General features: G+C 61.0%; 11 protein-coding genes. 6 read left to right on the plus strand and 5 right to left on the minus strand.

Features of this window, described 5'->3' with window-relative positions:
• The first annotated feature begins 297 nt into the window (after positions 1-297).
• Positions 298-843: a sigma-70 family RNA polymerase sigma factor gene (locus RSO67_RS28065; RefSeq protein ID WP_315841528.1), complete on the plus strand. Its 546-nt coding sequence runs from the start codon at positions 298-300 to the stop codon at positions 841-843.
• Between the two features lie 2 nt (positions 844-845).
• Entirely contained in the window at positions 846-1,484 is a 639-nt protein-coding gene (locus RSO67_RS28070; protein ID WP_315841529.1) for a DUF1109 domain-containing protein, read from the plus strand.
• Positions 1,485-1,524: 40 nt separating this feature from the next.
• Here RSO67_RS28070 and RSO67_RS28075 read toward each other — a convergent pair whose 3' ends face one another.
• From RSO67_RS28075 to RSO67_RS28090, 4 genes are all read right to left on the minus strand, one after another.
• On the minus strand, positions 1,525-2,853 hold the full coding sequence (locus RSO67_RS28075; protein ID WP_315841530.1) for a flavin-containing monooxygenase: 1,329 nt from the start codon (positions 2,851-2,853) through the stop codon (positions 1,525-1,527).
• The gene (locus tag RSO67_RS28080) at positions 2,850-3,824 is read right to left on the minus strand and encodes an NAD-dependent epimerase/dehydratase family protein (RefSeq protein ID WP_315841531.1); all 975 of its coding nucleotides are present in this window, start codon (positions 3,822-3,824) and stop codon (positions 2,850-2,852) included. The genes RSO67_RS28075 and RSO67_RS28080 overlap by 4 nt, the downstream gene beginning before the upstream one ends.
• Before the next feature lie 190 nt (positions 3,825-4,014).
• Positions 4,015-5,127, minus strand: a complete 1,113-nt coding sequence (locus RSO67_RS28085; RefSeq protein WP_315841532.1) for a DUF2336 domain-containing protein — start codon at positions 5,125-5,127, stop codon at positions 4,015-4,017.
• Positions 5,128-5,196: 69 nt separating this feature from the next.
• Positions 5,197-6,267, minus strand: a complete 1,071-nt coding sequence (locus tag RSO67_RS28090) for a GGDEF domain-containing protein (RefSeq protein ID WP_315841533.1) — start codon at positions 6,265-6,267, stop codon at positions 5,197-5,199.
• Positions 6,268-6,897: 630 nt separating this feature from the next.
• Here RSO67_RS28090 and RSO67_RS28095 point away from each other — a divergent pair.
• The 4 genes from RSO67_RS28095 (at position 6,898) to RSO67_RS28110 (ending at position 10,952) form a co-directional block, all read left to right on the plus strand.
• Entirely contained in the window at positions 6,898-7,467 is a 570-nt protein-coding gene (locus RSO67_RS28095; protein ID WP_089266985.1) for a sigma-70 family RNA polymerase sigma factor, read from the plus strand.
• Positions 7,464-8,192 (plus strand): hypothetical protein, encoded by a 729-nt coding sequence (locus RSO67_RS28100; protein ID WP_315841534.1) that lies wholly within the window; start codon positions 7,464-7,466, stop codon positions 8,190-8,192. Before RSO67_RS28095 ends, RSO67_RS28100 begins: the two co-directional genes overlap by 4 nt.
• A gap of 79 nt (positions 8,193-8,271) precedes the next feature.
• Positions 8,272-10,026, plus strand: a complete 1,755-nt coding sequence (locus tag RSO67_RS28105) for a S8 family serine peptidase (protein ID WP_315841535.1) — start codon at positions 8,272-8,274, stop codon at positions 10,024-10,026.
• 407 nt (positions 10,027-10,433) lie between these two features.
• Positions 10,434-10,952 carry a TIGR03809 family protein gene (locus RSO67_RS28110; protein WP_315841536.1) on the plus strand — a complete coding sequence of 173 codons (519 nt, stop codon included), beginning with the start codon at positions 10,434-10,436 and terminating at the stop codon, positions 10,950-10,952.
• Here the strand turns inward: RSO67_RS28110 and RSO67_RS28115 are convergent.
• Entirely contained in the window at positions 10,949-12,319 is a 1,371-nt protein-coding gene (locus RSO67_RS28115) for a TIGR03808 family TAT-translocated repetitive protein (RefSeq protein ID WP_315841538.1), read from the minus strand. The two genes, RSO67_RS28110 and RSO67_RS28115, sit on opposite strands and share 4 nt — an antisense overlap.
• Between the last annotated feature and the right edge of the window lie 396 nt (positions 12,320-12,715).

Below are 12,715 nucleotides of genomic sequence, written 5' to 3' on the forward strand. Positions count from 1 at the left end.
CGCAAGGGAAACTGCGCAGGTGTTCACACCGGGGCAAAAAAGGGAATCTTCGGACGAGTCCGGCAAAAACGGGGCACGAACACTTCTGCAGTCATCGTCTCCACAGGCGTCAGCAAAAATCTGCCTTTGAAATCAAGGCGACGGATGTCACTCTGACGGTTCGATGCTATGAGCCGGATGTCTTTGAAATCTTCGGCTCGGGGTTGGGGCGCAGGCAACGGGTTCACGGTTCCGTGATTTTTCTCACAGCTGGCGTAACAAACTGAATTATCCGCCGAATTGGCTTTAGGAGCGCGCGTGCGCGGACGTGACGACGAATGGACCGATCTCATGCGGTCGGCCAATGCAGGGGATAGCGTTGCTTATCATCGCCTGTTGAAGTCGGTCACGCCCGTGCTGCGTGCCGGAGCGCGGCAGGGCCTGTCACGGGCTGGCCAGCCGCCTGATCAGGCGGAGGATATTGTGCAGGACATTTTGCTGGCGGTGCATTTGAAGCGGCAGACCTGGGACGCGAACGCGCCGTTCGCGCCATGGCTGTTTGCGATCGCCCGCAACAAATTGATCGATGCGCTCCGCCGGCGCGGGCGTCGGACCTTCGTCAACATCGACGATTTTGCTGAGACGATTCCGAGCGAGCCACCGGCCGAAACATTTCCCACGGTCGAGATATCCAATCATCTCTCCGATCTTCCACCGCGGCAGCGCGACGTGTTGCGATCGATCGCGGTGGAGAGCGCATCCATCAAGACTACGGCGTCGAAATTGTCGATGACCGAAGGCGCCGTGCGCGTGGCGTTGCATCGTGGGCTCGCGAGCCTCGCAGCCAAGCTGCGAAAGGATTGACTATGGATACCGATCGCCTGATTCAGACGCTGGCTGCCGACAACGATCAAAGGGCACGTCCCGTGAGCACGCAGCTCGCGATGGCCTTGTTGGTCACACTGCCGGTCGTGGCGGCGATGTTGCTGGTGACGCTTGGCATTCGCCCGGACTTCATGTCGGCCATGCGCAATCCGTTCTTCGATACGAAGTTTCTGGTGACTCTGGCGCTTGCCATTCCAGCCATCGTGATCAGTGTCCATCTGTCCCGGCCCGAGGCGTCGTTGGGCCGCTGGATCTGGCTGTTGCTGCTGTCGCCGTTTATTCTGATCGTCGCGTTGATCGTCGAAATGACGATGCCGCAGCGCGCGCCGATGATGGTGCGCATTATCGGCAGAAACTCGTCGCTGTGTTCGGCGGCGATCACCTTGCTGTCGCTGCCGATCCTCGGCGGCGCGATGATCGCACTACGCCACGGCGCGCCGTCACGCCCCGCCGTTGCCGGTGCGCTCGCGGGATTTATGTCAGCCGGCCTCGGGGCGACGTTTTACGCCGCGCATTGCGCGGACGACTCGCCGCTGTTTGTCGCGACCTGGTACACGCTCGCAGCCCTCGTCGTGGCGGCGCTGGGGGCAGCAATCGGCTCGAAAGTACTGCGCTATTGAGCAGCGCGCGAGCCACGTGTTCCGCGAAAAATGAATTATGTCAGGCCGATGCCACGGCCGCAGGACGGCCGCTCGCCGCTTTCGCGATGTCTCCGTTCAACTCGCTGGCATAGTCCTTGAAGTCGACTTCCAACGTGTAGCGCGCGGAATTCAGCCAGGTGCTGATCTTCCTCTGGTGGAAGTCGCGGACCTCGAGCGCCATATCGCCGGGGCTGGGTAGGGCGACTTTGCCTGTCAGTACGGCTGCGATCCACCGAGCCTGGATTTCGACCAGTGGAATGGTTGGCCCAATGGGCTGCACCAATCCGGCAAAGAACAGGCCTGGTCGGTTCGGCGGCGTCATGCGCCGATAGAGATCAACCATGCCACCGTCTTCCGGCACCGAGAAGATCTCTGGCGCGAGGAACGGGAAGCTGGCCTTGTAACCGGTCGCGTAGATCACCGCGTCGAAGCTTTCCTGCGTGCCATCGGCGAAGGCGATGGCGTCCCCCTCCAGCGAGGTGACGTTCGGCTTGATGCTGATCCAGCCGTGGCCGATATAAGGCAGCAACTCCTGGCTCAACGTCGCATGTTCGCGCCACATGGGATGTTTCGGCTTTGGCACGCCGAAGCGGGTCTGATCGCCGACGGCAAGATAGATCAGACGTGCCATGATCATGCGTGTCAGCAGTGTCGGGAATTTCAGCTTGCGCGCGAAGAAGGCCGACCAGCGATCGATCGGGATGCCCATCATGTATTTCGGCATGATATGGGCGCCGGTTCGCGCGGACAGCACGACGCTGCTGGCGCGCTTGCAAAGATCGACGGCGATATCGACGGCCGAATTTCCGATGCCAACGACCAGCACCTTCTTGTCCTCGAAAGGCTGCGCGGTGCGATACTGGCTGGAATGAATCGCCGTGCCGTTGAATGTGCCAGAGAAGGTCGGCCAACGCGGATCCCAGAGATGGCCGTTGGCGACAATCACCGTCTTGTATTCGCGGGTGCCTTCCTTCGTCGTTACGCGCCAGCCGTCGTCGGTCTTTTCGACCGAGATCACTTCGGAGTTGAAGCGGATGCGAGATCGTGCGCCAAACCGGTCAGCATAGGCTTCAAGATAATCCAGCAATTGCTGGTGTGACAGGAAATCAGGCTTGTCGGCTGGAATCGGAAAATCGGAATAGCCGAGATTGCTGCGGCTGGTGTCGATATGCAGACTGCGATAGGCGCAAGACAGGCCATTGTCATTGCCGTAGCGCCACATCCCGCCGATATTTGAACCCTTCTCGTAGATATCGAAACTGAGCCCCTTGTCGTGCAGGGCCTTGGCAACGGCAATGCCGGATGAGCCGGCGCCAATGATGCAGATGTCGACTGCAGGTTCGGTCATGCAGCAGATTTTTCGGCAAGACGCTGGCGATACTGGCTCACGATGTCCTCGAAACTCTTGTCAGCGACGACGCCGAGGGATGGCGCGCGGGTGGAGATGAAACCTTTCGGCCAGCTATCGACGATCTTCTTGAGATCGGGATCGAGGGCATAGGTCACGTTCGGCGTGGTGTTGGTGACACGTGCAATCGATTCAATAATGTCTTCCATGCTGATCGTCAAAGCAGGTTGATTGAGCGCGCGTTTGCCGCGCATCTTGGCTGGATCGGCATTGTGAAGCGTGATCAAATTCTGTGCAACGGTCTCCACCGAAACGATCGGCACTTTCGTGTCCGCGCGCAATGGGCAAATCGACGGCTTTCCGGCGACGCCATCACGAACGATGCCTGCGATACGGTCAGATACCGACTGTGTTGGCGGGCCGGGGTGTACCAGCACGATCGGCAGGCGCAGGGCGCGTGCATCGACCATTCCGTGACGCGTGGCGTCCGCCAGCATCAATTCGGCGATGGCCTTGTGCGTGCCATAGGAGGTTTGTGGACGCTGCAAATGATCGTCATCGACATGATCAGGCAATAACCCCCCGAAGACCGCGATCGAACTTGGAAAGATCAGGCGGGGCGGAGCATCCTTCGCGCCGATGGCGTCGATCAATTCCGCCAGCGCCGAAACATTCACCGCCAGCGCGCGCGCCGGGTCCTGTTCTGCGGCGCTGGTCAGCGCAGCGGCGAGATGAAACACGCTATGGGGTTTCCATGCAGCGATTTTCTTCAGCGTATCGGGTGCGTCGATGTCGGCTTGCAAGTGCCTCACACGTCGGTCGGATGCTGGCGGCAGATGTGTGTCGAGAAGGAGGAGCTCCTCGATTGTTTCGCTTGTGCCTGCAGTATTGGTGAGCGCGCCTGCTTGAAGCAGCGCAGAAGTGAGTGTTCTGCCGATGAAGCCACCGGCGCCTGTAATCAAGACGCGCATGAATCCTGCCCTGCTTGATGCCAACCCGTTCCGGCGTTATTCGCCGTGATCGAGGCATCACTATCAGCGCCTTCACCGGCAAGTCGATGCCTGCTGACGGAATGGCTGCTCAGCGCAATTGGCGTTGCGGCGCTCCGTCTCAATGGCCAGACTGCGGCCATTCGCGTGGAAACATGTCGACTGACAAACGTCAGGCGGCAGGTAGGTCGGACGTCGCCTGCTGCATACGGTGGAAGCGCAGGACTTGTTGCGCCGCGGAGATGCGGAGGCGCTCATAGGTCTCCCGGTCGGTCGCGCTGTCAGACATTTGCGCTCCAGCGAGTTGCTCGCGCATGTTGATGATGGTCTTGACCGTCTTCCACGAAAAATTCGCGACCTTGCACAGAATGAAAATGCCCTCGCTGCGGGATTCGACCATCATGGTTTCCGCGACGGAGATTGGCACGTTGGCCAGGCAGGCGAGCGCGGCGTTAGCCTCGTCGAACTTGCCGGCTTCGGCGAATTTCGCCACTTCGTTTTCATCCAGCCGACCGTCTTCAAACAGCGAGCGCACGAGACCATGGGCTATGACGGTCTGCTGACTGATGCTGCCTGGTGCGGAGCGAGCCCGCCGCGCGACCTGCTGAACCACCAGAGATATGTCGGCGGTGTGGTGTACGCGGGCGGCTTCCAGCTTCGCCCGAACCGAGGCCGACGCCTTGGCGACGAGCTTCAGATAGTGGTGACGCGGAATGGAGGGACGCAGGCCAACACACGTCGCGATCGTGTCGTTGCCCTCGGCCCGGGAGAGCAGGGTATTGTAACCGTGCTCCGAAATGTCGGCGCCGCGGTTGTTGACGGTGCTGGTGACGACGGCGTCATTGCCGCGCTCGACGAGAACATCCGTCAGGGCGCCGCTCAGGACCTTGCGCGTCGAGATCGCCAGCAGGTGTTCCTGGCTTTTGGTGCGTGCATTCTCGATCAGGGCATGGTCGTCGAGCTGCTCCGATTGAGAGAGCACGGGTGCGGCGACTTCGATCAATTCGTCGAATGCGAGGGTCCGGATGACCCGGGGTGGTGCAACAGAGACGGGTGCCAGTCGCTCGGCCAGAAGGGCCCTTGCAGACGCTTCCATATGCGTCAGCAGGCAATCGAAAATGTCGTCGAACACCGCGATCTGCGCGTCGGAGTAATCCACGGCATTGTTGACGAACAGATCCGTGACACGGCGCAGGGTTTCGACGCGCCGTGCGACCGTTCCGTGGGCCAGTGCGGCGTCAAGTTCGTCGAGTAAATTTGCCGATAACGGTGACTTCGAAGACATAAATCAAATCCCGTAACTCTAATCGTGTCCTGCCGCCAATATGTTGCGGCCAGGGTTCGTGAAATTCGTTCAGGCGCTTGCAATTCGATTTCGTCCGCGCTCCTTGGCGGCATAGAGTGCGCTGTCGGCGCGTGCGAGTAAGGTGTCTGGCGTGTCGTTCGGACCCAATGTCGCAACGCCGCCCGAAATCGTCACGGTCAAGCCGTCGGAAAATGCGCTCCAATCCAGTGCTTCGACGATTGCGCGCAGACGGTCGAGCATTTGCACGGCCTTGTCATGCGGCGTGTCCGGCAGCACCAGGAGGAATTCCTCGCCGCCATAGCGGCCGAATTTGTCGATGCTGCGTATATTGGCGAAAATGGTGATGGCGAAGGTCCGCAGCACTTCGTCGCCGGTCGGATGCCCGAAATTGTCGTTAATCCGCTTGAACCAGTCGAGATCGATCAGCGCGGCGGTGCAGGGCGTATTGCTGCGCTGTGCCCGAATGATTTCATCGTCGAGCAGCCGCATGATGCAGCGGCGATTGAACGATCCCGTCAGTTCGTCGAGCTCCGCTAGCTCTTCGATGCGCTTGTAGGCGGCTTCGAGCTCAACGCGGCGCCGAAACAGCGCATCGCGTAGCGAGCTGGAGAAAATGCCAATGAACATACTGCGGGCGATGGTCATCGAGAATGTCAGCAAGGTGCCGAAGCGCTCGAGGGAATTGCCGGAGGGCAACGTCAAGGGCAGATCGACGAAGAAATACAGCAGCGCGAGGCCGCCGGTCATGACGCTCCAGGCGCCGACACCTTCACGGGGCGAGGTACGCAAGGCGATGACATTGGCCACAAGAAACAATGCGCAGAGAAACACGACGGCGACATTGGGCGCGGTGTAAACGAAGGCGAGCAGAAGTGCGTAAGTGACAGCCGTGTAGGGCGCTGCGAAGAAGTGATCGCGCCAGTCATCCGTCAGGCCGCTTTCGGAGATCGCGAGGAAGATCAGGACAGAGGCAAAAGCGCAGCCGGCATAGGCCGCGACGATCGTGCCATCGATGGTGCCTGCTGCAAGGAAGACGAAAAGCAGCACGACGTTGACGGCATGACTGGCGGCCGCCAATGCGAGCATTTGGCGCCGCCGCTTCAGGCGACGTGCCAGCATATCAGACCGCAACTCTCCATCGACGGCTTCGAAGTCGCCGTTGACTGGATTCAAGACTGATGAAGCGGCTGCGGTCATTGAGCCCATCGATGGGTTTTGATGATGGAACTCTAGTGCTCAAAGCCTTTAGGTTTGGTATCTATTGCCGTCAGCCAAATCTGGTAACCGGCTACTCATTAGCTGCTCTCGGCGACAAATGTTGACAGGTCGCGTCCAGCGGGACTGCCAGAAGGTTTCAAGAATAGCTTTGTTGTTTAAGTAAAAATGCCCGGACCGATGACGGGCCCGGGCGAGTTGACTTGATGTGGCGGACAAGCCGCCAGGATAAGTTACGGTATTCATTGACGAGGGTTTCGGGATGTGGCTGCAAAATGCAGGTTCCGCCGTCTCAAGGGTGTTCCGGAAGCCACGACTTGGTAAGGTTGCCGTGTGAATCGCTGGCGTTCGGGTCGGAAATGCCCCAGCATTATGCTACCTGTTACCCATTCCGCCCAAGAAAAGGGCGGTAAAAGCCCGTTCGGTGCGGTTTAAAACAGCCGCGACCGGTATATTCCTGCCCATTCGAGAAGATTTTATCTTGTCAATCGAACCTCTTACATCCTCATTCAGACCAACATTGCGAGACGGGCAGTGAGTGCAACACAGGCGGCATCGGATGAGATTCTGATCGCCCGGATTGCGCAAGGCGACCGTCTTGCCATGCAGGTGCTTTATGGCAGGCACCATGTCCGGGTGTTTCGCTTCGGCCTTCGGCTGGTGCGGAACGAACAGATTGCTGAGGATCTTATCAGCGAGGTGTTCCTGGATGTGTGGCGGCAGGCAGGCAAATTCGAAGGCCGTTCCGCGGTCTCGACCTGGCTCCTGGCGATTACGAGGTTCAAGGCGCTGTCCGCGCTGCGTAAGCGCAAGGACGCCGAACTGGACGACGAGACGGCCAACGCAATCGAGGATACGTCCGATAATCCCGAAGTGTCGGTTCAGAAAAAGGATACCAGTGACGCGTTGCGGAAGTGCCTGACATCTCTTTCGCCCGAGCATCGGGAAATCGTCGATCTCGTCTACTACCACGAGAAGTCCGTGGAAGAGGTGGCCGAGATCGTTGGAATTCCCGAGAACACCGTCAAGACGCGCCTGTTTTATGCGCGCAAGAAATTAGCCGATCTGCTCAAGGCAGCCGGCATTGAACGAGGCTGGCCATGATGGCGATGAGCAACAAAGTGCCGACCCAGGAGCCAGGCGAGATCGAGGCATTGCTGCCTTGGCACGCCGCGGGCACGCTCAACGCGCGTGATGCTCGCCGCGTCGATGATGCACTGGCCAAGGATCCGGAACTGGCGAAGCAATATGCCGTGATCCAGGAAGAATACGCGGAGACCATTGGCCTCAATGAGAGCCTCGGTGCGCCGTCCTCACGGGCGATGCAGAAGCTGTTTGCCGCGATTGACGCCGAGCCGGTGCGCAGCGGATCGACATCGGTCGGTCTGTCGGCGCGGATTTCCGGATTTTTCGCATCGCTTTCGCCGCGGACGCTGGCGGCTTCGGCCGCTGTTGGCGCGCTCGCGATCATGCTGCAGGCAGGTGTCATCGGCACCGTACTGATGCAGCGCGATACACGCACATTCCAGACCGCGTCCTATGAAGCCGCGCCGGCGCCAGCGAGTGCACCGACGGCTATCGTCCGCTCGATCGCACCGGCCTCGGTAGAAGCTCCGACGCGCCTGTTCGTCCGTTTTGCGCCGACTGCGCGGGTGTCTGACATCACAGCGCTGCTCGATGGCTATCAGGGCACGATTGTCGATAGCGGCAAGGACGGGTTGTTCCGGTTGCAGTTCGGCAATCGGGTAATGACCAAGGACCAGATCGCCGGGCTAATCCGCCGGCTGGAGAACGAGAAGATCGTCAGCATGGCGGTTCAGGCGCAATAGGCGCCGTCGGTTAATCCGATCCGCATTATGCGTGCGAGGCCTGTTCATGAGACATGATCGTGGTGCCTCCAGATCAATGATGAAATGCACGGCCGCTGTGCTTTCGCTCGCCGTCGCATGGCCGTTCAGCCTTTCGGTCGCTGATGCGCAGAGCATGATGCGCTCGCCGAGTCTCAATATCGGATCGCGCGTTCCCACGATCGCTCCCAGCACAACGCCGCGCATCAATCCGAACATCGCTGCGGGCGCGGGCCGCATTGCCGGCCGCGGTCCGAATATCGCGAGCCGCGGGCCCATTGCCGGTCGCGTCGGTATCACCAGCGTCGGCCCGCGCGGGGCGGCGATCGGGACGACAGCCAGCCGGACACCGCCCATATCCTCGCGGCCAGGGCGTACGCCGCTCCCGCCGAAGATCGTGGGCGTGCTGCCGACCATTCCTTATGTGCGTTATTCGCCGAACACCTATCCGAGCTGCGCCTATGCCAATCGCGCGGCATCCGGCGAGTGCAACGAGAAGCCATTCGTTGCAGATCTGGGTGGCGGCGGCCCGACGCCGCGCAGCCAGAATGCCCGCGGTGGACCGCGCAGCAATGGCCCACAGGCGGCCCTGAACACGCGTTATGTCCCACGGCAGATCATCGCCGAACTCGACGGTGCGCTGACGCCGGATCAGACAGATGCGCTGGTGCGCCGTCTGCGCCTGGAGCGTCTGTCGTCGCAGGATTTTCCGCTGATCGGCGCCAATATCAGCCTGTTCCGCATCACCGACAATCGCTCGGTCGAGACCGTTGAGTCCCAGATGCGCGCCGAGGCTGACGTGCGTGCTGTGCAACCCAATTTCCGTTATGTGCTGCAGGACCAGGTGACAACGCCGGCACCGGGCGAGGGCGATCCCGCGCAATATGCGCTGGCGAAGCTGCGTCTGCCCGAAGCGCACAAGCTGTCCGCTGGTGCCAATGTCACGGTTGCCGTGATCGACTCCGGCATCGACGTCGCGCATCCCGAACTGGCTGACGCCATCGTGGGGTCGTTCGATGTGCTCGGCAGCAAGGAAGGTGCGCATGTGCACGGCACTGGCATTGCGGGGGCGATCGTATCGCATGCGCGTCTGATGGGCAGTGCGCCGCGCGCGCGCATTCTTGCCATTCGTGCCTTTGGCGTTTCGCAGGGCGGTGCCGAGAGTTCGTCTTTCATCATCCTCAAGGGCATCAACCACGCGGCATTGAATGGCGCCCAGGTCATCAATATGAGCTTTGCGGGCCCGCAGGATCCGCTGATCGAGCGCGGTATTGCGGCATCGGCCAGCAAGGGCATCGTGATGGTCGCGGCGTCAGGCAATGCCGGGCCGAAATCGCCGCCGCTTTATCCCGCTGCAAACCCCAACGTGATCGCTGTCAGCGCCACCGATGCGTATGACAGGCTGTTCACCGCGTCGAACCGTGGCAGCCATATCGCGGTAGCTGCGCCGGGCGTCGATATTTTTCTGCCCGCGCCGGACAACAAGTACCAGATGACGTCCGGCACCTCGTTCTCGGCGGCTTACATCAGTGGGCTCGCCGCATTGATGATCGAGCGCAATTCGCAACTGCGGCCGAACGAGATCCGCAGCGTCCTGATGACAACCGCGCGTGATCTTGGCGCGCCCGGCCGTGACGACCTGTTCGGTGCCGGCGCAGCGGATGCCTATAGTGCGGTATCGGCAGTGCAGGGCGCTCAGCAACCCGTGGCGACAGCGCCTGCGCCTGTGACGCCTGTTGTCGTCACCGCGCCTGCGCCGACGACACGTGCGGTCGAGGCGTCGTCGCCGTCGATGGCGTCAGACGTCCAAAAATAATCGCCTGATCGTTGAACGTTTGGCCGGGTGGACCGGACATATGGATGTGGGAGCGGCATTCCCTCCCCAACGAGGCCGTATCCGGCGCATGCGCCCAAACATTCGCGCCGGTATAGCTTGACCCGTCCGGTTGTCCCCCCGGGCGGGTCTTTCGTTTTTGTTAACCAAAAATTTTAACCTTCAGGTCATAGATTGCCGGTGCATGGCCGGGCATCGAGCAAGGCTCAAGCAAGGCTTGACTGCAATACATTAGGTTTGACGGGGCTTTCTCACGTGTTTTCAACGCAATTGTCCAAGTTTGACCACATTGCGCTGGACCCCGAAAACTTTTCCACAGAAACTCTCCAAGTATTGGTGAGTGATTCGTTTGTTGCTTTGCGTCCGTTTTTTCTCTTGCGGACATTTCCATGTCATCTCACCTGAATTTTCCTTACCCGCATGCCGGCATTGGTCGGCCACTGGCCCAGCGCTGGTGCGCTCTTGCCGAGAGCCGGCTGGATTACCTGACAGAATTGTTCGAGAGCGGGCGGTGGCGCCGTTTTCACAGTGAAGCCGAGTTTCTCGACAACATTCAGGAAGCCAAGGACGCGGTTGAACGCTGGCGGCTGATGGTCGAGGGCGAGACCGCCGCTGTGAGGCGCGTGCTGTCTTCGGAAGGGGTGATCTACCGGGCGCCGCGCGCCCCCGAACCACGGCCTGTTGCCGTTGCGGCTCCTGTCGTTGCAGCGGCGGTGGTTGCGCCGTTGCAGCCCGACATCGAGCCAGCGGCTGAACCGGCTTCGCCCGTCCTGATCCCGATCGAAACCCTGTTGCGGCAGGCGCCACCTCGGCAGGCGACGGTGACTCCGGCAGATCTGGATTGGCAGAAGGCGCTCGATCCTCTCGTCATGAGCGCGCGCTATCCGATGCTGCGGACAGCGCTTTAACGCACCGTATTGCCGGACACTGCCACCTGCTGATAGCGCTGTGCGCCATCCGTGGTGAGGTCAGGTGTCACCGGCTTCGCATGATCGAGGCCGACAACAGCGCCGCGTGGCGCGCCCGAAATCATGTTGTTGCTGACCAGCGCGGTGCCGGCTCCCGGTGCGATCGATACACCGATGCCGATAAAACTGTTGCGCACCACGTTGCCGGTGATGGCGACATCGCGCAGATACTTGCCCCAGCCGGCGATCATGCCGAAGGACGGCGCGTTCTCGACGACATTGCCGCTGACGCTGGCGTCCGCCTCGATATAGATGCCTATGCCGGCATCGTCGTCGGGCGCTGTGCCGATCGGCCGCTTCGGCAGCAGGTTGCGGATAATATTGCCTTGCACGACGGCGATGCGTCCGCCCTCGTTGAAGTTGCAGACAGAGACGCCGAGCGCTGCGCCATCGACGGTGTTGTTGACAATGACCGCAGCCTCGAAGGCGAATTCCGAATAGAGCGCGACTTCGCGCACGCTCGACACGCTGTTGCCGGTGATGTGGATGTTCGATGCGGAATTGCCGCGCACGGCCGAGTAGTCGCAGTTGCGGATGCGATTGCCGGACACAATGACATTGCCCGCACGAAATGCGTTGATGGCGTTGCCATACTGACCGGAACCGCCGGGACCGGCCTTGATGTCCTCGATACGATTGTCGATCACTTGCGTGCCGTCATCGCCGATGGCGGTGCGCAGTATCTCGATGCCGTTGCTGCTGGTGCCGGAAATGGTGTTTTGCGCGACGATCAATCCCTGCGCATCGAAGGAGACGATCGCGGTGGTGGCGATGTTGGTAAGTGTATTGCCGGTGATCGCGCCCGCCGCGTTGTCCAGCCAGATGCCCGCGCCGCCGCTATTGGTGACGGTGCAATCGGTGATGCGGAGTTCGCGCGCCTGCACCATGTGCAGCAGCCCGCGCCGCGGCGGCAGTTTGGCGAAGTTGCCGTCCAGCGTGAGGCCGCTGAGGCTGACATAGTCCGCGCCTTCGCCTGATAGCAGTGACGCGCCGCCGCTGAAGGTGAGGGTCGTTGCGCCGCGCATGCCGATGATCTGCGAGCCGCGCGCGAGCCTGAGCATGCCGGTGCGATAGTTGCCGGGCGGCAATGCCAGCGGTGCCTGCGCGCGCGCCGCCTCGTCGATGGCGCGTTGCAATGCGCGGGTCTGGTCGTCCTGGCTATTGGCACGCACGCCATATTGCGTGGCGTCGCGCCCGAGCGTTGAGGTGAGCGGGGCGGCGCGTGCCGCGTCACTTGATGCAGCGAATGCGCCGGCGGCGAGACCTGCGCCGGACGCAGTCAGCAGATGGCGGCGATGCAGGTCCATGGTTCAAGGTCCCGGTGGATGTCCGCTGATGACGTAACGCAAGATGATGTGTGTGACGTTGCCAGGCGAGAGCGGCCGCGATGAATGTGCAGGGTAGGGTTAATGAGGCGCTCACCTGCCGACGGCCTCGCGCTACGTTTTCGGTCGTCATGGCCGGACTTGTTCCGGCCATCTACGTCTTTCCTAGCGTATGGCCTAGACGTGGATACGCGGGACAAGCCCGCGCATGACGGCGGCGGGTGTGGCGCCGATAGCGCGTCACGTCATTCGCGGATTCAACTGTCAAACAGCCACTGTGCTTCAGACATGCGTCATCACCCCCATTGTTTGCGGCGCGGGGGCGCCGTCGTGTTTCGCATTCCCACCCTCCTGAAAGAGGGCGTGCGGAACGCCGGG

It is taken from the genome of Tardiphaga sp. 709, assembly GCF_032401055.1.
Classification (GTDB): Bacteria; Pseudomonadota; Alphaproteobacteria; order Rhizobiales; family Xanthobacteraceae; genus Tardiphaga.

Coding starts and splice junctions, on each gene's coding strand:
- RSO67_RS28070 (WP_315841529.1), top strand. CDS start 846: ATGGATACCGATCGCCTGATTCAGACGCTGGCTGCCGACAACGATCAA.
- RSO67_RS28105 (WP_315841535.1), top strand. CDS start 8,272: ATGAAATGCACGGCCGCTGTGCTTTCGCTCGCCGTCGCATGGCCGTTC.
- RSO67_RS28115 (WP_315841538.1), bottom strand. CDS start 12,319: ATGGACCTGCATCGCCGCCATCTGCTGACTGCGTCCGGCGCAGGTCTC.
- RSO67_RS28085 (WP_315841532.1), bottom strand. CDS start 5,127: ATGTCTTCGAAGTCACCGTTATCGGCAAATTTACTCGACGAACTTGAC.
- RSO67_RS28075 (WP_315841530.1), bottom strand. CDS start 2,853: ATGACCGAACCTGCAGTCGACATCTGCATCATTGGCGCCGGCTCATCC.
- RSO67_RS28080 (WP_315841531.1), bottom strand. CDS start 3,824: ATGCGCGTCTTGATTACAGGCGCCGGTGGCTTCATCGGCAGAACACTC.
- RSO67_RS28090 (WP_315841533.1), bottom strand. CDS start 6,267: ATGCTGGCACGTCGCCTGAAGCGGCGGCGCCAAATGCTCGCATTGGCG.
- RSO67_RS28100 (WP_315841534.1), top strand. CDS start 7,464: ATGATGGCGATGAGCAACAAAGTGCCGACCCAGGAGCCAGGCGAGATC.
- RSO67_RS28110 (WP_315841536.1), top strand. CDS start 10,434: ATGTCATCTCACCTGAATTTTCCTTACCCGCATGCCGGCATTGGTCGG.